The sequence below is a fragment of the Mesorhizobium sp. CA12 genome, assembly GCF_020165255.1.
Taxonomy (GTDB): Bacteria; Pseudomonadota; Alphaproteobacteria; order Rhizobiales; family Rhizobiaceae; genus Mesorhizobium.
Map to the genome: position 1 here is coordinate 43,857 of NZ_JAIUHT010000024.1, position 18,734 is coordinate 62,590.

17 protein-coding genes are annotated in these 18,734 nt (G+C 63.5%); 10 read left to right on the top strand and 7 right to left on the bottom strand.

Features of this window, described 5'->3' with window-relative positions; translation table 11 throughout:
- Window positions 1–81: 81 nt before the first annotated feature.
- The 6 genes from LB520_RS27340 to LB520_RS27365 all read right to left on the bottom strand — a co-directional run bounded on the left by LB520_RS27340 (window position 82) and on the right by LB520_RS27365 (window position 6,552).
- Complete coding sequence (locus LB520_RS27340; RefSeq protein WP_224603292.1) at window positions 82–819, bottom strand: ribonuclease activity regulator RraA; 738 nt, start codon at window positions 817–819, stop codon at window positions 82–84.
- Between the two features lie 24 nt (window positions 820–843).
- Window positions 844–2,007, bottom strand: a complete 1,164-nt coding sequence (locus tag LB520_RS27345) for a mandelate racemase/muconate lactonizing enzyme family protein (protein WP_224640002.1) — start codon at window positions 2,005–2,007, stop codon at window positions 844–846.
- Window positions 2,008–2,036: 29 nt separating this feature from the next.
- Window positions 2,037–3,134 carry an ABC transporter ATP-binding protein gene (locus LB520_RS27350; RefSeq protein ID WP_224640003.1) on the bottom strand — a complete coding sequence of 366 codons (1,098 nt, stop codon included), beginning with the start codon at window positions 3,132–3,134 and terminating at the stop codon, window positions 2,037–2,039.
- Between the two features lie 12 nt (window positions 3,135–3,146).
- Window positions 3,147–4,037, bottom strand: a complete 891-nt coding sequence (locus tag LB520_RS27355; protein WP_140844140.1) for a carbohydrate ABC transporter permease — start codon at window positions 4,035–4,037, stop codon at window positions 3,147–3,149.
- Entirely contained in the window at window positions 4,034–4,993 is a 960-nt protein-coding gene (locus LB520_RS27360) for a carbohydrate ABC transporter permease (protein WP_224640004.1), read from the bottom strand. The genes LB520_RS27355 and LB520_RS27360 overlap by 4 nt, the downstream gene beginning before the upstream one ends.
- Before the next feature lie 77 nt (window positions 4,994–5,070).
- Window positions 5,071–6,552 (bottom strand): ABC transporter substrate-binding protein, encoded by a 1,482-nt coding sequence (locus LB520_RS27365; RefSeq protein ID WP_140844144.1) that lies wholly within the window; start codon window positions 6,550–6,552, stop codon window positions 5,071–5,073.
- Window positions 6,553–6,771: 219 nt separating this feature from the next.
- Here LB520_RS27365 and LB520_RS27370 point away from each other — a divergent pair, with 219 nt between their 5' ends.
- From LB520_RS27370 to LB520_RS27390, 5 genes are all read left to right on the top strand, one after another.
- Complete coding sequence (locus LB520_RS27370; protein WP_140844146.1) at window positions 6,772–7,482, top strand: GntR family transcriptional regulator; 711 nt, start codon at window positions 6,772–6,774, stop codon at window positions 7,480–7,482.
- Between the two features lie 48 nt (window positions 7,483–7,530).
- The gene (locus LB520_RS27375; protein ID WP_224603298.1) at window positions 7,531–8,697 is read left to right on the top strand and encodes a mandelate racemase/muconate lactonizing enzyme family protein; all 1,167 of its coding nucleotides are present in this window, start codon (window positions 7,531–7,533) and stop codon (window positions 8,695–8,697) included.
- 58 nt (window positions 8,698–8,755) lie between these two features.
- A complete protein-coding gene (locus tag LB520_RS27380; protein ID WP_224640005.1) occupies window positions 8,756–10,114 on the top strand; it encodes a mandelate racemase/muconate lactonizing enzyme family protein in 1,359 nt (452 codons plus the stop codon).
- A 102-nt stretch (window positions 10,115–10,216) separates the two neighbouring features.
- The gene (locus LB520_RS27385; protein WP_095766173.1) at window positions 10,217–10,543 is read left to right on the top strand and encodes an NIPSNAP family protein; all 327 of its coding nucleotides are present in this window, start codon (window positions 10,217–10,219) and stop codon (window positions 10,541–10,543) included.
- A 9-nt stretch (window positions 10,544–10,552) separates the two neighbouring features.
- Window positions 10,553–11,752 (top strand): mandelate racemase/muconate lactonizing enzyme family protein, encoded by a 1,200-nt coding sequence (locus tag LB520_RS27390; RefSeq protein ID WP_224640006.1) that lies wholly within the window; start codon window positions 10,553–10,555, stop codon window positions 11,750–11,752.
- Between the two features lie 426 nt (window positions 11,753–12,178).
- Here the strand turns inward: LB520_RS27390 and LB520_RS27395 are convergent, their stop codons facing one another.
- Window positions 12,179–13,354, bottom strand: coding sequence for an acetyl-CoA C-acetyltransferase (locus LB520_RS27395; protein ID WP_224640007.1), 1,176 nt, complete (start codon window positions 13,352–13,354; stop codon window positions 12,179–12,181).
- Between the two features lie 134 nt (window positions 13,355–13,488).
- On the opposite strand from LB520_RS27395, the gene LB520_RS27400 reads away from it, so the two are divergent.
- From LB520_RS27400 to LB520_RS27420, 5 genes are read left to right on the top strand one after another with little or no spacing between them, the layout of a single operon-like run.
- Window positions 13,489–15,435 carry an acetoacetate--CoA ligase gene (locus tag LB520_RS27400; protein WP_224640008.1) on the top strand — a complete coding sequence of 649 codons (1,947 nt, stop codon included), beginning with the start codon at window positions 13,489–13,491 and terminating at the stop codon, window positions 15,433–15,435.
- Complete coding sequence (locus tag LB520_RS27405) at window positions 15,432–16,583, top strand: thiolase family protein (protein WP_224523620.1); 1,152 nt, start codon at window positions 15,432–15,434, stop codon at window positions 16,581–16,583. Before LB520_RS27400 ends, LB520_RS27405 begins: the two co-directional genes overlap by 4 nt.
- Entirely contained in the window at window positions 16,583–17,023 is a 441-nt protein-coding gene (locus tag LB520_RS27410; RefSeq protein ID WP_224523622.1) for a Zn-ribbon domain-containing OB-fold protein, read from the top strand. The genes LB520_RS27405 and LB520_RS27410 overlap by 1 nt, the downstream gene beginning before the upstream one ends.
- Complete coding sequence (locus LB520_RS27415; protein WP_224640009.1) at window positions 17,020–17,472, top strand: MaoC family dehydratase; 453 nt, start codon at window positions 17,020–17,022, stop codon at window positions 17,470–17,472. Before LB520_RS27410 ends, LB520_RS27415 begins: the two co-directional genes overlap by 4 nt.
- On the top strand, window positions 17,469–18,707 hold the full coding sequence (locus LB520_RS27420; RefSeq protein WP_224640010.1) for an MFS transporter: 1,239 nt from the start codon (window positions 17,469–17,471) through the stop codon (window positions 18,705–18,707). Before LB520_RS27415 ends, LB520_RS27420 begins: the two co-directional genes overlap by 4 nt.
- Window positions 18,708–18,734 lie beyond the last annotated feature (27 nt).

Here is an 18,734-nt window from a genome sequence, read left to right on the forward strand (position 1 = left end):
CTTCATGGCGAGGGAAGCCGCCTTTGCGCGACCGGATGGTCGATGCCTTGCGCCGCCGGGCCGGGAGGCCCGCTTGCCAACTTAAAGGCGTCTTGTCCTGCGCCACTCCTCATACTCTGCGCGGGCATCGTCGTGCAGCGGGTAGTAGCGTTGCAAGGGAGCGCCCTGCATCAGCTTCTCGCGTGAAAACTCTTCCCAATCGTGGTGTTTCTGAGCCTCCTCGATGACCTTGGCGGCCATTGCGACGGGAACCACCACCGCGCCGTCATCGTCGGCGACGATGATGTCGCCGGGGATCACCGTCACGCCGCCGCAAGCAATCGGGACGTTGACCGCATTGGGATAGATCCTGGTCTGCACATGATAGTTTGGCGTCCAGCCACGCAGCCACAGGGGCAGATCGAGCTTCTCGACATTGGGCCGGTCGCGCATGCATCCGTCGATGACGATGCCGGCGCCACCTCTGCCCTTGAAATAGGTCGACATCATATCGCCGAAGACGCCGGAGCTCATGTCGCCGCGGGCGTCGACCACGACCACGTCGCCCTCCTGCGCATGATAGAGCACATGCCGGTGCAGTTGCGTTTCCGGATCGGTATATTCTCCTTCGTCGAACAGGTCCGGCCGTTGCGGCAGGAATTGCAGCGTCAGCGCCGGCCCGACGATCGACTTCCCATGGTTCTGCGCCACCGGGCCGACCATGTGCGGACTGCGGAAGCCCATGTGGCCGAGCGTGCCGGCAACCGTCGCGGCGCCGATCTCTTTCAGCGCGTCGATCAGGTCCTTGGGCGGACGCGTGATGTCGGAAATATGCGTCATTGTCGAACTCCGGATGAGTTGGAACTACCAGTTGGTGACAGAACCGTCGCGACGTTTGAGATGCGGCGCTTCCCAGAAGCGGAAACTCTGCGCCTTGATCGCCTTCTCATTGACCTCGACGCCGAGCCCCGGCAGATCGCTCACCGGGTAATCTGGGCCGTCCAACCGCGGCTGCACGGGGAAGAAGTCGGAATTGTCGAAGCCCAGCTTCCTTTCGGGCGCCCTGGTTTCGAGCCAGGCGAAGTTGGGCACGGCGGCGGCCAGATGCACGGTCGCGGCGGTGCACACCGGACCGAGCGGATTGTGCGGCATCAGGTCCACATAATGCGCCTCGCTCCAGCCGGCGACCTTCATCGCCTCGGTAAACCCGCCGACATTGCAGACATCGAGCCGATTGAATTGGTGGATGCCGCGCTCGATGTAGGGCAGGAACTGCCACTTGCTGGCAAATTCCTCGCCGATGGCAAAGGGGATGTCGGTCATCCTGCGCAGGGACTCGTAGGCCTCCGGCGTCTCGTCGCGTATCGGCTCCTCGAGGAAATCGAGCACGCCGCGGCCGAGCTTGCTGCAGAAGCTCGCGGCCTCCGCCACCGACAGCCGATGATGATAGTCGATGCCGAGCACCACGTCCTCGCCCAGCGCTTCGCGCGCCTTGTTCAGCATGCTCGCCGTAGCGCCGATTGACTCGCGAGGCTCGAAGATGTCCTTGCTGTTTTGGCCGGCGGGAAAGAAGCGGATGGCCTGCCATCCCTGCGCGCGCAATTCATGGGCGCGTTCGATGGCAGCATCGCCCTCGGCCTCGTCTCCGGTCGAGGCGAAGGTGGGGATGCGGTCGCGCTGCTTGCCGCCGAGCAGGTCGTAGACCGGCACTCCCAGCGCCTTGCCCTTGATGTCGTGAAGGGCGATGTCGATGGCGGAAATCGCCGCCTGCAGAACCCGCCCGCCCTCGAAATACTGGCTGCGATAAAGCTCCTGCCAGATCCGGCCGATCTGCATGGCGTCGCGGCCAACGAGGAACTCGCGATAATGCTCGACGGCGCCGGCCACGGCCTTCTCGCGGCCGCTCAAGCCGCTCTCGCCCCAGCCGAAGATGTCCTGGTCGGTTTCGACCTTGACAAGCATCTGGTTGCGCGTTCCTACCCACACTGGGTAGGGCTTGATCGCGGTGATCTTAAGTTTCGTCGTCATTCGCGCCACGTCCACACGCGTTCGCCGCGTCAATCGGCCCTGAGGGCCATTTCGGTTTCACTGTCGAACAGATGCATCCGCTCCTGGTCGAACTCGAGCCAGATCCGCTCGTCGGGCGCGACGGCAATGCTCGGCGGCACGCTGACATTGACGATGGCGCCGGACAGGAAGGCCTGAACGAATGTCACGTCTCCGGTCGGTTCCACCGTATAGGCCTTGGCCGGAATGGTGCCGGGGACAGAACTCTTGTGCAACTTGATCGTCGAATGTCGCGCGCCGAGCACGACTTTCCGGGTCGTTGCTGTCGCGACCTTCCGCGCATTGGGCGGCGACAGCTCAAGGCGCCAGCCCTCCGCGCTGGTTAACACCGTGCCGCCGTTCGCCGTCGATGCCTCGAGCGGAATAAGGCTCATCGCCGGACTGCCCACGAAGCTCGCGACGAACATGTTCACGGGATGCGCGAAAACCTGCGCCGGCGAATCATATTGCTGCAGGTAGCCGCCGTTCATCACCGCCATCCTGTCCGCCATGGTGACGGCCTCCAGCTGGTCGTGCGTCACATAGATGATCGTCGCCTTCAGGTCCTGGTGGAACCGCTTGATCTCGGACCGCATCTGCACGCGCAGCTTCGCATCGAGATTGGAGAGCGGCTCGTCCATCAGGAACACCGCCGGATCTCTAACGAGGGCGCGGCCCAGGGCCACGCGCTGCTGCTGACCACCTGAAAGTTCGCGCGGCTTGCGCTCGAGCAACTGCGTCATATCGAGCACGCGCGCCGCTTCCCTGACCTTCTTGTCGATCTCGTCCTTGGGCAGCCTGCGCATCTGCAGCGGGAAGGCCAGGTTCTTGTAGACCGATTTCTGCGGGTAGAGCGCATAGTTCTGGAACACCATCGCGATGTCCCGGTCCTTGGGATCTAGGTGGTTGACCACGCGGTCGCCGATGATGATATCGCCCGATGTTACCGAGGTCAGACCCGCCACGAGATTGAGCGTGGTTGTCTTGCCGCAGCCTGAAGGGCCGACGAGAGCGACGAACTCGCCGTCATTGACCGTCAGCGAGACGTCGTTGACAGCTTTGAAGCCGCCATAGGTCTTGACGAGATCTTTGAGGACCACGTGGGCCATCGGCAGCGACTCCTAGTGCTTGACCGCGCCTTCCGTCAGGGCGCGTACGAAGTATCGTTGCAGGACGAGAAACAGCACGACGACGGGCACGCTCATCATGAAGCTTGCCGCCATCAGGCCCGGAAAGTCCGTCGTATTTTCCGAGAAGAAGCGCTGGATGCCGACCGGCAGGGTCAACTGCTCGTTCTTGGAGAGGAAGGTGTAGGCGTAGATGTACTCGTTCCAGGCGCCGATGAAGGAATAGATCGCGGTGGCGATGATCCCCGGCGTCGAGAGCGGCATCACGATCAGGATGAAGGCCTGGAACCGTGTAGCGCCGTCGATGCGTGCCGCCTGCTCGAGCTGCACCGGGATGTTGTCGTAAAAGCCCTTGAGCAGCCAGATCGCCAGCGGCAAGCCGAAGGTCAGATAGGTGAGGATGAGCGAACCATGCGTGTTCACCAGCCCGAGCGCACGCATCAGGATGAACAGCGGCACGAGAAAGATCACCGCCGGGAACATGTTTCGGAGCAGCACTGCGAAGAACAGGAAGTTCCGGCCCGGGAAGGTAAAGCGCGAAAACGCGTAAGCCGCGGGAACCGCCACGATCACCGAAAGGATGGTCGTGGCAGTGGAAACGTAAAGGCTGTTCCAGAAGAAGCGCAGGAAATCCTGACCGACGCTGTTCTGCGGATCGAGTAGCTTCTGGTAGCTGGCAAGAGTGGGCTGGTCCGGCCACCATTGCGGCGGAAATTGCATCGCCGCGAAGCCGGACTTGATCGAGGTCAGCAGCATCCAGATCATCGGCAGCGCGGTGTAAAGCAGCATGAACACCAGGAATATGCGGCCGCCCCACCGCCACCCGTCGATTCGCATGCGGCGACGGGCCCGGTCTCGAGGGGCCGTCTCGGCAATCGTGCTCATGCTCCCCCGTCCTTCCGCTCGTTGCCGCTCAGCGCACGGACATAGAAATAGCCGAGTGTCATCAGGATGAAGAACAGCAGCACCGAATAGGCCGACGCCACGCCCCAGCGCTGCCGGCCGAAGGCAAGCTCATAAATGTGGGTGATCCAGATATGCGACGCATTGGACGGCCCGCCGCCGGTCATGATCCATGGGATGATGAAGGAGTTGAAGTTAGCTACCGCGAGCAGCAGGATCGTCACCGTCGAGACGTTTCTCAAATGCGGGAAGGTGACGTGCCAGAAGCGCTGCCACGCATTGGCCCCGTCGACTGTCGCCGCGCGCAGCAACTGGTCGGGAACCGTCTGCAGGCCGGCCATCATCATGATCATGGCAAACGGAAACTCGCGCCAGATATTGACGACGATCAGGGAAGGCAGCACCGTGCTGACATTGTCGATGAAATTCGGCGGCCCTCCGGCCAATCCGAGGCCAACCAGAACCGCGCCGATGACCCCGAAATCCGAATGGTAGATCCACTTCCAGATATAGGAAGCGGCGACCGCGCTGATGACCCAGGGAATGATCAGGATGGCGCGCAGGATACCGCGGCCGACAAAGTCGCGGTGGAGCGCCAGCGCGGCGCAAAAGCCAAGGACGAAGGAAATGAAAGTGGAGGCCGCTGTCCAGATAAGCGTGTTCCAGGTGACCTTCCAGAACACCTCGCTTGTGAGGATGGCCGTGTAGTTGTTGATGCCGACGAAGATCTTGTCGCGGAGCTGCAGGCCGGGCGGGGTGTTGAAGAAGGACAGCTCGATTGTGTAGTAGATCGGATAGGCGATGACGATGAGCATTACGGCGATCGCGGGAAGCACATACGCGTAGTCGGCGCGATGCTCCCAGATACTGCGGAGCACGCCGGACCCGGCGGGTTGCAATCTGCGGCGAGCCTCGGCCTTGCCGGTCGCGATCGTCACTGTAGCGCGCCCTTGTTCTTGGGGAAGTATCGGCTGCGCTCACGGCGCAGCCGATCCGATCGTCGGTCAGGCCCGGATTAGAGCCCGCCTCCCATCAGGTCTTTCACCTTCTTGGCCGCGTCCTCCGCCGCCTGATCGACGGTCATCGCTCCGGTCAGGGCATTCTGCAGCATGTCCGGGATGATGATGTTCATGATTTCGGGCGACTGCGGCAGCGCCGGGAACGGGATGCCGTATGGCAGCATCGAGGTCGTGACGTCGAGGAACTTGATGTTGTCCAGACGTTCCTTCATCCATTTGGTCTTGAAGCCGTTGAGGTTGCCCGGGTTCGAGCCGGCATAGGCCATCTTCAGCGACCATTCCGGGCTCGTCCACATGCAGATGATGGCCTTTGCGGCCGGCTCGTCCACCTTGCCCCCCTCGACATATTCGGGCTTCAGGATGTGGATGTTCGAGCCGCCGAACACGACGGCGCGCTTGCCGTCGGGGCCGGTCGGAATGAGGCCATAGCGCATGTTGTCGATGACGGTCTGTGCCTTGTCTTTGTCGGTGCCCGTCGCCTTCTTCTGCAGGTCGAGCATGACGTTGTAGTCGGACGGATGCGAGATCATCATGCCGAGCTGGCCGGCGAGAAACAGGGGCTGGTTGTCGGCTTGCTGGTTGGTGAGCGCCGAGACCGGAACCGATTTGTCGCGAACATACATGTCGTAGGAGGCTTGCAGCGCCGCCTTGCTCTGCGGGCTGTCGAGCTCGATCTGCTTGTAAGTGGGGTTGGGGGTAGCCTCGTCGAAGACGCCGCCGCCATAGGCCCACAGCTGCGGCATGAAGCGGTAAGGCGTATTGCCGGCATTCTTGCGCGCCACCAGGCCGTAGCCCGCAATGCCGAGCTTGTCGTGGATTTGCTTGGAATATTTGACGACGTCGTCCCAGGTGGCCGGGGGCTTGTTCGGATCGAGGCCCGCGCGCTTGAAAATGTCGGCGTTCCAGATGAACGCCATCGTCTCGTTGTTGGTCGGAATCCCGTAGGTCACGCCGTCCCAGGTGACGGCCTTCATGGCGCCGGGCCAGAAGTCCTCGGTCGAATACCCCACATCCTCTGGCTTGAGCGGCTGCAGATAGCCCTTCGAGGCGAACTCGGTGCCGCCCAGGATTTGCAGGCGGACCGCCATTGGCGCTGCGTTGCCGAGCAGCGCCGTGCGGAACTTGTCGAGAAGGTCGTTGTAGGTGAGGGCTTGTTCCTCGAGCTGGATGTTCGGATAGGTCTTGCGGAAGGTCGCGAAGAAATCCTTGTAGTACTGGCGCAAAAGGTCCGGGTCGCCCTCGAACACGCCCTGGTACCAGAACGTCAGTCGCCCCTTGTAGTCGAGCGGGGTGACTTTGGCGCAATCGCCCGCAGTGTCAAAATCCTGCGTGCCCGCAATGGAGCGCACATATTCCGGCGACCACTTGCTCAGGTCGACCGGCGGCGCGCCCAGCGCCGGCGCGGCCATCAACGATGCCATTAACGCAGTGGAGACAGTGCCGCGCAGGACGGCACCGCCGAGCGTAATCCTCGTCATAGGTATCCTCCAGGTTTCTCTCCCGTGCCGCTCTGCGTCGAGGCAAGCGGTCGTTGCTCGTTCGATCGCGGGATATTTGCCAGTTCTAATGTATCCCTTCGACGACTTTGTACGTTTTCAGATCACAGATTATCTGTCAACGCGAAGAATCGTACATTGTTTTATCGAAACCGAGCGTGATATAGGGCGGAGGGTGTATTCACTTGGGGGAGATAGGCCTTGGCCGAGACAAGCGATTTCAAAGCGGAGCCACCTGCGGGAATTGACCCCATCGGGGCTTCCAGCGAGGGCGCCTCGCTTTATGAACTGATCAGGGATGACATCATCGAAGGACGGCTGGCCGCCAACGAACGGCTTGTGGTCGCCGATCTCGCCCGGCGTCACGGCACCTCGACCAACCCGGTGCGCGAGGCCCTGCAATTGTTGCGCGGAGAGGGCTTTGTCATCTTCAGTCCCAATCGCGGGGCACGCGTGCGACCCATAGATCAGGACTTTGTCCGGGATATCTACGAGATCGGCGTCCTGATCGAACCCGCCCTGACGCGATGGTTCGTGAACATGGCCACCGACGAGGACATCGCCGAGCTCGAACGTCTCCAGAACCTGATCGAGGAGAACAATTTTGCCGACACGTTCAGGCACAGCGAGCTCGATACCGCCTTCCACACCGTGATGTACCAGCGGCATTATAACCGCCATGCGGCCGAGCTCTGGTGGAAGCATCGCGAGGTGCTGAGGGCGGTCAGCCGGCGGTTCAATTTCACGCTTGCCAGGCGCGCCGCGATCATCCGCGAGCACCGCGAGCTCATCGCGCTGGTAAAATCGGGAGAGGCCGAGAAGGCGGCCGAACTCATTGCCCGCCATGTCGAGGGCTCCGGCCGGCATGTCCTCGAACACATGCGCGCGCGAAGCGCCGCCCGGGCAGGGTAGCCGATCCGCAACACCGTCAGCCTGGCCGTTTCAGAGAGGATAGTCCAGATGAAAATCACCAGCATTCGGCCATGGCTGATCAAGTCCGATGCTTCTTACTGGGGAGAGTTCCTGTTCGTCGAAGTGACGACCGACGAGGGGGTGAGTGGCTGGGGGGAGATCACCACGACGACAAAGCTCGCCAACCGCGCGCTCTGCACGATCCTGCGGCAGATCGGCGCCGCCGTGACAGGCGAGGATCCGGCGCGTATCGAGTATCTCTGGCACAAGATTTTCCGCAGCTTCACCTATATGGGCAGCCGCGGCGCCGCCGTCGAATGCGTCAGCGCCATCGACATCGCCCTCTGGGATATCCGTGGCAAAGTCCTCGGCAAGCCGATCTACGAACTGCTGGGCGGACCGGTGCGCGACGAAATCGCGCTTTATACCCATCCCAACCAGGCCAAATTCACCAGCAAGGAAGCCGTGATCCGCGAAATTCGCGACATCGTCGAGTCCGGTCACACCGGCCTCAAATTCGATCCTTTTCCCCATCAGGGCCCCAGCGTCGATGGCGTAGCCCGCGAAAGGCGGGACGGTTATCTCGACGGCAGCATGACCCGTAAGGACGAGCGCGAGGCCGCCGAACTGACGGCCCTGATCCGCGAAACGGCGGGCCCCGATGTCGACATCCTCATCGATGCGCATGGCCGCTTCGATGTTCCGACCGCTATTCGCCTCTGCCGCAGCCTCGAAGAGGCGGGCCAGATCGACTGGTTCGAGGAGCCCTGTCCGCCCGAGAGCCTCAATGCCCTCAAACAGGTGCGCGACAAGGTCAGCGCCGCCATCTCGTGGGGCGAGCGCGGCCACACGAAGTGGGATTTCGTGCCGGTGCTCGAGGGCAAGCTCGCCGACTACATCATGCCGGACGTCACCTGGACCGGCGGCGTCACCGAGCTCAAGAAGATTTCCGCCCTGTGCGAAGCCTATTACGTGCCCGTCTCGCCGCATGACGCTGCCGGACCGATCAACGTGGTCGCGGGAGCGCAGGTGATGATGACCGTTCCCAACTTCTATAAGCTCGAAACCTCGGAGTGGGACCTCTCCAAATACGACCACCTCATCGACAAGCCGCTCGATGTTTCGAACGGCAGCCTCAAGCTGACGTCGAAGCCCGGTCTCGGTGTTGAGATGAATCGCGACTACCTGCAGGCCCACGAGATCGAGTTGGGCTAGCAACGACCTGTGCGAGCCAGGCGAGGGGCATAACCATCGACGAGAACGAGGATACGTCATGCCGAAGACGGATGCAGCCGACGAGGCTCTCAATCGGGTCAACACCAATTCCAGACCGTCCGAGCTTCGCATCACCGACATGCGGGTGGCCGAGATCGTCGGCGCGCCGTTCACCTCGGCGCTGCTCAAGATCTACACCAACCAGGGCATCGTCGGGCTTGGCGAGGTGCGCGACGGCGCAAGCGCCACTTATGCGCTGATGCTGAAGAGCCGGCTGCTCGGCGAGAATCCCTGCGATGTCGACCGGCTATTCCGCCGCATCAAGCAGTTCGGCGGGCACGGGCGGCAGGGTGGCGGCGTGTCGGCGGTCGAGATCGCGCTCTGGGATCTCGCCGGCAAGGCCTATGGCGTGCCGATCTACCAGATGCTGGGCGGCAAGTTCCGCGATCACGTGCGCGTCTATTGCGATACCGACGCCGAGAAACCGAGCGGCACCGAGACCGGTAAACGCCTCAAGGAACGCATGGACCGCGGGTTCACCTTCCTCAAGATGGATCTCGGCTTGATGCAGATCGCCCACATTCCGGGTGCTGTGACATCGCCCGCCGGCGCGCTCGAAGGGTTTCACGCCAATCCGCGCGGCCGCGGCGGCACGATCGAGGAGCGCAAGGCCCGCAATCTCGCCTATGACGCGCAGAACGTGCGGCACCCGTTCACCGGTCTGCATTTCACCGAGAAGGGAATCGATCTTCTCGAGCGGTACATCCACGAGGTTCGCGAGGTCATCGGCTACGAGATCCCTTTGGCCATCGACCATGTCGGCCACATCTCTCTGCAGGACGGCATCCGCCTGTCGCGCCGCATCGAGAAGTACGTCCCGGCCTGGCTCGAGGACGTCATTCCCTGGCAGTACACCGAGCAATACCGGCAGCTGCAGCAAGCGACCTCGGTGCCGATCTGCACCGGCGAGGACATCTACCTCAAGGAGGCCTTCGACCCTCTGCTGAGAAGCGGCGGTCTCTCCGTCGTCCATCCGGACCTGCTCACCAGTGGCGGTATCCTCGAGACCAAGAAGGTCGGCGACATGGCGCAGGACCACGGCGTCGCCATGGCGATCCACATGGCCGAAAGCCCGATCGCCGCGATGGCCGCGGCGCATGTCGCGACTGCGACCGAAAACTTCATGGCGCTCGAATACCATTCCGCCGATGTCGACTGGTGGGACGATATCGTCACCGGCCTGCCCAAACCGTTGGTGAAGGACGGCTTCATCACTGTTCCGGACAGACCGGGCCTGGGGATCGACGATGTCGTCGACGAAGTGATCGCGCAGCATCTGCAGCCCGGTGTCACGGGGATATGGCAATCCACCGAGCATTGGGACAATGAATATAGCTGGGACCGGACCTGGAGTTAGCCAGATCGCCCGCCCTCATTCCCCCAGGTTCACAGGACCAACGACCGACCATTCGCGTCGACCTCTCCCAAGGGAGAGGTGAAGAAGGAAACCGACGAAACCATGATCTACGAACTGCGTATCTATGACTGCCTGCCGGGCAGGCTGCCGGCTTTGCTCAAGCGCTTTTCCGACCAAACGCTGGCCATCTGGGAGAGGCATGGCATCCGCCAGGCCGGTTTTTTCACCACGGCGATCGGCGAAAACAGCAATCGCCTCACCTATTTCCTCGCCTGGGAATCGCTGGCCGAGCGTGAGGCGAAATGGGCGGCTTTCGTCACCGATCCGGCATGGCACAGGGCCCGGGACGAGTCTGAGCGCGACGGGCAGATCATTGCCAATATCAGCAGCCAGCTGCTCACGCCGACAGCTTTCTCGTCTGTGAACTAGGACTGCGCCATGAAGATCACCGACCTGCGCTGCGCCGTCATCGGTCAGCACCCCATCGTGCGCATCGTGACCGACGAAGGTCTTTACGGCCTTGGCGAAGTCGAGTTCACCAAGACCTACCTCAAGCCCTTTGTTCTGCATTTCCGCGAGGCGCTGATCGGCGAGGACCCGACCGATGTCGAGCGAGTGATGCTGAAGATCCGCCAGCGCGGCTCGTTCAAGCCCTATGGCGCGGCGGTGAGCGCGATCGAACATGCGCTGTGGGACATTGCCGGCAAGGCCGCCGGCGTTCCGGTCTACAAGCTGCTTGGCGGCAAGGTGCGCGACAAGGTGCGCGTCTACAATGGCTCGATCCGCCGCAAGCGCACCGGCGACCGGCCGGAGGACTACGCCGCCGACGTCAAATGGATGATGGAGCAGCCGCAGAACTTCTTCATGATCAAGCAGGGAATCTCATTCCACTCCAATATGAAGGACACCATCGAGGGCTTCCATTACGGCGTGACGCAGAAGAAGGCCGGCTATCACGGCGCCATGGATCAGGGCGTTATCAGCGAGCGCGGCTTCAATCACATGCTCGACTGCGTGATCGCGATGAAGGAAGTGCTGGGCGACAAGGTGAGCCTGGCGCTCGACTGCGGCCCGGGCTGGATGTTGCCCGACGCGATCAAATTCGCCCGCGCGGTCGAGAAGTACAATTTGATGTGGCTGGAGGACATGCTGACCGGCGATTATGTGCCGTGGGTCAATCCGCAGGCTTATCGGGAGCTGACCGCCTCCACCTCGACGCCGATCCATACCGGCGAGCAGATCTACCTGCGGCACAATTTCAAGGAGCTGATCGAGACGCAAGCGGTGCGCGTCATCGGCCCCGACCCGGCCGATATAGGCGGCATCGCCGAGCTCAAATGGGTGGCCGAGCACGCCTACATGCATTCAATCCTGATGGCGCCGCACGGCACCGCCAACGGCCTGCTCGGTCTTGGCGCGCTGATCAATGTCTGCGCCACCTTGCCCGCCAACTACATCGCCTTCGAATATCCGAGCGCCTCCGATCCCTGGTGGGAAGACATCGTCATCGGCCTGCCGTCGCAGATCGTGAAGGACAGCATGGTGGACCTGCTGGAAGCGCCGGGACTGGGGCTCGATATCGATGCCGAGGCGGCCAGGAAATATCTCAGGGAAGAGGATGCGGGTTTCTTCGACTGAGCGTAGAAGCTTCGGCGCAGGGGAATGTCGGGGGAAGAGAGGATGGTGCCAGAGGCGGAATCCAAGTCAGAGAAATCTGGCTGTCGTTTCAAATGGTTAAGACTCGCGCAAAAGCAGTGCTAACCAACAAAAAATACCAACAAAATATTTCTGTGGATTGGTTTGGTTCCCGAATATTACTCGCAGGTCCCAACTCGACGCAGCTGGACTGCTGCCGGTCGCCATTAAGGCAGTCCGACTTTGTCAAGCGCATGGCGCAAGTTGACCGAAGTGACCTCCTGCTGACAAAGTCTTGAACGTCTGCTTCGCGCCTAATGTCGGCCGTAGTCTTGAGCTCTTTCGTTGACCCAAAGCTGTCGTTCGCCAGATGCTGGCCAAGCCCATTGCCCAATTCCCTCGGGCAACTAACTGCTCAGAGTTTCAGGCTCACCGCTCCAGGCAGATCGCCACGCCCTGGCCGCCGCCGATGCAGAGCGAGGCGAGGCCCTTCCGCGCGTCGCGGCGGATCATTTCGTGGAGCAGCGTCACCACGATGCGGCAGCCGGAGCCGGCCAGCGGATGGCCAAGCGCGATGGCGCCGCCGCTCATGTTGATGATGTCCTCGTTCCAGCCCATCTCGCGGTTGACCGCGATGGCTTGCGCGGCGAACGCTTCGTTGACCTCCATCACGTCGAGATCGGACGCGTGCCATCCGGCCTTGTCGAGCGCGCGGCGCGAGGCCGCCACCGGTCCGAGGCCCATGTCCATAGGCTCGACCCCGGCTGAAGCGTAGGAGGCGATGCGGGCTAGGGGCGTCAGGCCGAGTTTCTTCATCCGCGCCTCCGACATCACCAGCACCGCCGCCGCCCCGTCGTTGAGGCCTGACGAGTTGCCGGCCGTGATCGTGCCAGCCGCATCGAAGACCGGCCTCAGCCGGCCGAGGACTTCCATGGTGGTGGAGGGATTGGGATGTTCGTCACGGTCGATGACGAGATCGCCCTGCCTTGTCCTTATCGAGATCGGGACGATCTCTTCGTCGAATCGGCCAGTCTGGATGGCGGCGTCCGCCTTCTCCTGTGAGCGCAGCGCGAACCTGTCCTGTTCCTCGCGGGTGATCTGGTAACGCTGCGCCAGCGCCTCGGCCGTTACGCCCATATGCACCTGATGGAAGGCATCCCACAGCCCGTCGGTGATCATCGAATCCTTGAGGGTACGGTCGCCCATGCGGATGCCGCCGCGCATATCGGAAATGAAGTGCGGTGCCGAGGTCATCGAGTCCTGTCCGCCGGCGATCACGCAATCGGCGTCGCCGCAGCGAATGGCCTGGGCGGCGAGATGGATCGACTTCTGGCCGGCGCCGCACACTTTGTTGACGGTCATGGCGGGGATACTGACCGGCAGCCCGGCCTTGAGCGCGGCCTGCCGCGCCGGGTTTTGCCCGGCGCCGCCGGTCAGCACCTGGCCCATGATCACCTCGCTGACGGCATCGGGCGCAAGTCGCGTTTCCGCCAGCATCGTCTCGATAAGCTGCCCGCCTAGATCTGCCGCGGACAAGCCGGCGAACGCGCCGTTCAGCTTGCCGATGGGCGTGCGCTTGGCGGCAACGATATAAACCGCATCCATTTCCGATCCTCCGCACGCACGATCCACACAGGCGGGATCGCCGCTTGACATTCTGGTTATAACCAATAATCATGAAATGCATCGGCAGGCAAGGTCGCGGCATCGAGCCCGGCCTGCGTTGCGGGAGGAAATCCATGTCATCCGTGCTTTGGACGCCGGCGCCGGCCGCGTTCCAATCATCCAACCTTGCGCGCTTTTCGACCGCCAACGGCTTCGACCCGCGCGACTACGAGACGCTGCATCGCTGGTCGATCGGCGATCCCGGGGCCTTCTGGCGGGCGGTGTGGGATTTCGCCGAGGTCGTCGGCGATCCAGGCGCGATCTCCTTCCTGCGCGACGACAATGCGCCGATGACCGGGAGCCGCTTCCTGCCGGAAGCAAAGCTTAATCTTGCGGAAAACCTGTTGCGTGGCGACGGCGAGAGGGTCGCGGTGATCGAGGCCGACGAGGGCGGCCATTTCCAGGCGATCACGCTCGCTGAATTGCGCCGGCTTGTAGCTCGAACGGCCGACGGCCTGCGCGCGGCCGGTATCGGCAAGGGCGATTGTGTCGGCGGTATCTTGCCCAATAGGGTCGAAGGGCTCGTGGCGCTTTTGGCGACGCTCTCCATCGGCGCCGTCTGGTCGTCCTGTTCGCCGGATTTCGGCGCCGCCGCGATCGTCGACCGCCTCGGCCAGATCGGCGTCAAGGCGCTGTTCGCCGCGCCGCGCTACCGCTACGCGGGCAAGGATCACGACATCTCCGGCAGGCTGGCCGAGATCCTCGCGGCGATGCCGACGGTGACGGCGCTGGTGCTGACCGGCGAACCGAGCGCGAAGCTGGATTGCGCAGCGGATTGCGTTTCGTTCGACGATTTCGGCGGCGACGGCCCGCTCACCTTCGAGCGCGTGCCGTTCGACCATCCGGCCTATGTGCTCTACACGTCCGGCACGACAGGCGCGCCGAAGGCGATCGTCCACCGCGCCGGCGGCGTGCTGCTCCAGCACCTGAAGGAGCATCTGCTCCACGGCGACGTTCGCCCCGGCGACGTCATGAGCTGGTACACCAACACCGCCTGGATGATGTATCACTGGCTGATCTCGGGCCTCGCCTGCGGCGCGAGCGTGGTGCTCTATGACGGCGCGCCGATCCTGAAATCGGCCGACGGCCTCGACCCCAGTCCGCTATGGACGATGGCCGAGCGTGCCCGCGTCACGCATTTCGGCACGAGCCCGAAATATCTCGCCACGCTTGCCGCCGAAAATTACGCGCCGGGGCGCCTGCACGACCTTTCGCCGCTGCGCTCGCTGCTGTCGGCCGGCGCGCCCGTCTCGCCCGGGCAATTCGACTGGGTCTACGAGCATGTGAAGCGCGACATGATCTTCGCCTCCATCTCCGGCGGCACCGAGATCATCGGCTGCTTCCTGCTGGGATCGCCGATCCATCCTGTGCGGCGCGGCGAGCTGACGGTGAAAGGCCTTGGCCTCGCCGTGGCCGTCATGGACGAGCGCAACGCGCCGGTGATCGGCCGCCAGGGCGATCTCGTCTGCACCGAGCCCTTCCCGTCGATGCCGCTGACCTTCTGGGGCAAGGACGGCGACGAGCGTTATCACGCCACCTATTTCGCCACGCGCCACGAGATCTGGACGCATGGCGACGTGGCTGAGATGACCGCTTACGGCTCCGGCGTCATCCACGGCCGCTCGGACACGACGCTGAAGCCCGGCGGCGTGCGCATCGGCACGGCGGAAATCTATGCCGCCTGCGAAAACTTTGCCGAGATCGAGGATTGCCTGGTCTTTGGCGCGCCGGTCGAAGGCGACGAGGAGATCGTGCTCTGCGTCAAGCTCAATGATGGCTATGCGTTGACCCCAGAGCTTGCCGCGCAAATCCGCGGCGCGATTCGCGAAGGGGCCTCGCCGCGCCATGTGCCGCATCGCATCCATGCGGTGCAGGCCGTGCCCTATACGCTGAACGGAAAACGCGTCGAGGGCGCCGCCCGCACCACGCTCGAGGGCAAGCCGGTCAAGAACATGGCTTCGCTCGCCAATCCGGCATGCCTAGAGGAATACCGCACGCTCGACCGGAGCAAGGCGGCATGAGCCGGCCGAAGGGAGCGATCGTCGGCATCGGCGAGTTGAAGCCGCAGCGCCTGACCAGCGGCGTGAGGACGCTGGAGATGATCGCCGAGGTCTCGCGCCTGGCGGTGCTCGACGCCGGGCTCGATCCGGCGGCAATTGACGGGCTGCTGGTCGGTCCCCAGGTCGGCGAGACGCCGCAGCATGTGCCGGCGACGATTGCCGAATATCTGGGTCTCGCGCCGACCATGGCCAATGTCGTGGACCTCGGCGGCGCATCCGGCGCCGGCATGGTCTGGCGCGCGGCCGCCGCGATCGAGGCAGGCATGTGCGAGACGGTGCTGTGCGTGCTCGCCAACAACCGCGAGGAGACGCCGCCTCGTTCTCCCAACCGCAATCCGATCCGCGAGTTCGACGTGCCTTTCGGCGCCTCGGGCGCCAACATCTCCTATGCGCTGCTGATGCAGGCGCATATGGCCGCATACGGCTCGACCGCGCGGGACTTCGCCCTGATCGCCGCGGCCGCGCGCGCCAATGCGCAGCTCAATCCCGACGCCATCTTCTTCGGCAAGCCGGCCGATGTGGAGGCGGTGCTGGCCTCGCCGATAATCGCTTCGCCGCTGCACCTCCTCGAAATCGTCATGCCGGTCGCCGGCGGCGAAGCGGTCGTCGTCACCTCGGTCGAACGCGCGCGGTCGTTGCGAAAGCCGCCCGTGCATCTGCTCGGCGCCGGCGAGAAAGTCACGCACCGCGCGGTCAGCCAGGCGCCGAGTCTTACCTCCGGTCCGTTGAAGAGCGCCATGGCGCGGGCCTTCCAACAGTCCGGCACGCGGGCCGATGAGATGGACCTTCTGTCGCTCTATGATTGCTATACGATCATGGTCGCCACCACGATCGAGGATGCCGGCCTCTGCGCGCCGGGCCAGTTCGGCGCGTGGCTCAACGACCACGACCTTTCCCACAAGGGCGACAAGCCGCTCAACACGCATGGCGGCCAGCTCGGCTTCGGCCAGCCGGACCTTGCCGGCGGCATGACTCATGTCGTCGAGGCGGTACGCCAGCTGCGCGGCGAGGCGGGCGAACGCCAGATCGGCAAGGCCGGGCTCGCGCTGGTCACCGGCAATGGCGCGACGATGAGCGAAGCGACAGCGCTCGTGCTGGGAGCCGCCTGATGTCCGTCGATCTCAATACGCTGAAAACCCCTGGTCCGACGATCACCGCGCTGACCAAGCCGTTCTGGGATGCCGCCGCCGAAGGCCGGCTGACCATCCAGCACTGCGAGGACTGCGGCAAGGCTATCTTCTATCCGCGCCCGATCTGCCCGCATTGCTGGAGCAAGCGCCTGGTCTGGAAAGACGCATCGGGCAGAGGGCGGCTCAAGTCTTTTTCGGAGGTGCACAAGCCCGGCCATGCCGGCTGGCTGCCTGTAGCACCTTATGTGGTCGGCCTTATCGAATTGGTCGAAGGCCCGACGATGCTGAGTTTCATCCTGGCCGGCACACGGCCGCTACAGATCGGGGACATGCTTCGGCTTGCGCCGACAGCCATCGGCGGTCGCGTCCTGCCGGCCTTCAAACCAGTCGAACCCGGAGCAGAGGAGAAGCCGCAATGAGCACCGAGACGAAAGACGGTTGGGTGGGTGTCGTGAAGGGTCGCCCGCAGGTCGGGGCCTTCGCCGAGCGCACGCGCCGCACAAGGATGAGCGACATCGAGGCCTTCACCGACATCACCGGCGATCGTAACCCGCTGCATTACGACCGAATGCTGGCCGAGAAGTCGGTGTTCGGCAAGCTGATTGTCCAGGGCGGCGTCACCTCCGGCATCCTAAACGCGCTGGTCGCGGAGGATCTGCCTGGCCCCGGAACCGTGTTCCTCGAAGTGGCCTGGAAGTTCGTCAAGGCGGTCGGCGTTGACGAGGAGATCACCGGACGCGTGGAGGTCAAGGAAGTGCGGCCCGATAAGCCTATCTGCAAGATCGAGACTAGCGTGCGCAACGGCCAGGGCGAGCTTTGCCTCACCGGCACAGCCACGGTCTTCACCGTACCGCTGCAAGGCGCATGAGCACGGCCGGCGGGGTTGGCACGGCGGCCGACAGCGAGCGCTGGCGCGTGCTGTCGCCGCTTTGCCTCGCAGTCGTCCTGTCGCTGACCACCTGGTTCTCGGCCACCGCGATACTTCCCGAACTGAGGCAGGAGCTGGCGTTGGGCGCGGGCGCCGAGGCCTGGCTGACCAATGGCGTCCAGGTTGGCTTCGTTCTAGGCGCGCTGGCGGCGAGTCTGGTCAATCTTCCCGACCTCGTACGGCTGAGTCACCTGATGGCGGCGGCGGCGCTCGTCGCCGCTTTGGCCAACGCGACGCTGCTCTTCCATCCCGGACCTGGCGGCATGATCGTCGCGCGCATCGTCACCGGTGTTGCGCTCGCAGGCGTCTATCCGCCGGCGCTGAAGCTGGTCGCCACCTGGTTCACCCGCGAAAGGGGACTGGCGCTCGGCGCCGTCATCGGCGCGCTGACTGTCGGCTCGGCGCTGCCGCATCTTTTCCGCGCTGTCTCGACCGCGCTCGACTGGCGTCCGGTGGTTGCCGGGGCAAGCTTGGCCACTGCGGCGGGCGCGCTGCTCTTCCTGCTGTTCGCGAAGGAAGGACCCCATCCCTTCGGCAAGGCTATCTTTGAGCCCTCGCGCATCGGCCAGGTCTTTCGCGAAAAGCCGCTGCTGTTAGTCAATCTCGGCTATCTCGGCCATATGTGGGAGCTGTACGCCATGTGGGCGTGGCTGCTCGCCTACACGCGCGCCGCCTTCGAAGCACAGGCGATCGGAACGGCGGCCGCTGCCTCGCTCTCGACCTTCCTCGTCGTCGCCTCCGGCATTCTGGGGTGTTTGCTCGGAGGCTATCTGTCGGACCGCGTCGGCCGCACCGCCACCACCGCCGGCATGATGATCGTCTCGGGAAGCTGCGCGCTGCTGATGGGTTTTCTGTTCACCGGCCCGCTCTGGCTGTTCATGCTGGTGGCCCTCGTCTGGGGCGTCTCGGTCATCGGCGATTCGGCGCAGTTCTCCACCGCCGTCACCGAGCTCGCCGACCGCCGCTTCGTCGGAACCGCTCTGTCGGTGCAAATGGGCGCGGGCTTCGCGCTGACGGTGCTCGCCATCTGGCTGACGCCGCGCTTCGCCGAATTCATCGGGGGTTGGCGCTGGGCCTTCCTGCTCCTGGTTCCCGGACCGCTTCTGGGGGCGGCCGCCATGCTATGGTTGCGAAACTTGCCGGAGAGCGTGAAAATGGCCGGCGGCCTCCGCTAGCGAGGCGCTGCCGCTTATCTGAGTCGC

What these genes read in the sequence shown, in the direction of transcription:
- LB520_RS27340 (WP_224603292.1), bottom strand. Translation starts at nt 819, where the DNA reads ATGACGCATATTTCCGACATCACGCGTCCGCCCAAGGACCTGATCGAC.
- LB520_RS27345 (WP_224640002.1), bottom strand. Translation starts at nt 2,007, where the DNA reads ATGACGACGAAACTTAAGATCACCGCGATCAAGCCCTACCCAGTGTGG.
- LB520_RS27350 (WP_224640003.1), bottom strand. Translation starts at nt 3,134, where the DNA reads ATGGCCCACGTGGTCCTCAAAGATCTCGTCAAGACCTATGGCGGCTTC.
- LB520_RS27355 (WP_140844140.1), bottom strand. Translation starts at nt 4,037, where the DNA reads ATGAGCACGATTGCCGAGACGGCCCCTCGAGACCGGGCCCGTCGCCGC.
- LB520_RS27365 (WP_140844144.1), bottom strand. Translation starts at nt 6,552, where the DNA reads ATGACGAGGATTACGCTCGGCGGTGCCGTCCTGCGCGGCACTGTCTCC.
- LB520_RS27375 (WP_224603298.1), top strand. Translation starts at nt 7,531, where the DNA reads ATGAAAATCACCAGCATTCGGCCATGGCTGATCAAGTCCGATGCTTCT.
- LB520_RS27380 (WP_224640005.1), top strand. Translation starts at nt 8,756, where the DNA reads ATGCCGAAGACGGATGCAGCCGACGAGGCTCTCAATCGGGTCAACACC.
- LB520_RS27385 (WP_095766173.1), top strand. Translation starts at nt 10,217, where the DNA reads ATGATCTACGAACTGCGTATCTATGACTGCCTGCCGGGCAGGCTGCCG.
- LB520_RS27390 (WP_224640006.1), top strand. Translation starts at nt 10,553, where the DNA reads ATGAAGATCACCGACCTGCGCTGCGCCGTCATCGGTCAGCACCCCATC.
- LB520_RS27395 (WP_224640007.1), bottom strand. Translation starts at nt 13,354, where the DNA reads ATGGATGCGGTTTATATCGTTGCCGCCAAGCGCACGCCCATCGGCAAG.
- LB520_RS27400 (WP_224640008.1), top strand. Translation starts at nt 13,489, where the DNA reads ATGTCATCCGTGCTTTGGACGCCGGCGCCGGCCGCGTTCCAATCATCC.
- LB520_RS27405 (WP_224523620.1), top strand. Translation starts at nt 15,432, where the DNA reads ATGAGCCGGCCGAAGGGAGCGATCGTCGGCATCGGCGAGTTGAAGCCG.
- LB520_RS27410 (WP_224523622.1), top strand. Translation starts at nt 16,583, where the DNA reads ATGTCCGTCGATCTCAATACGCTGAAAACCCCTGGTCCGACGATCACC.
- LB520_RS27415 (WP_224640009.1), top strand. Translation starts at nt 17,020, where the DNA reads ATGAGCACCGAGACGAAAGACGGTTGGGTGGGTGTCGTGAAGGGTCGC.
- LB520_RS27420 (WP_224640010.1), top strand. Translation starts at nt 17,469, where the DNA reads ATGAGCACGGCCGGCGGGGTTGGCACGGCGGCCGACAGCGAGCGCTGG.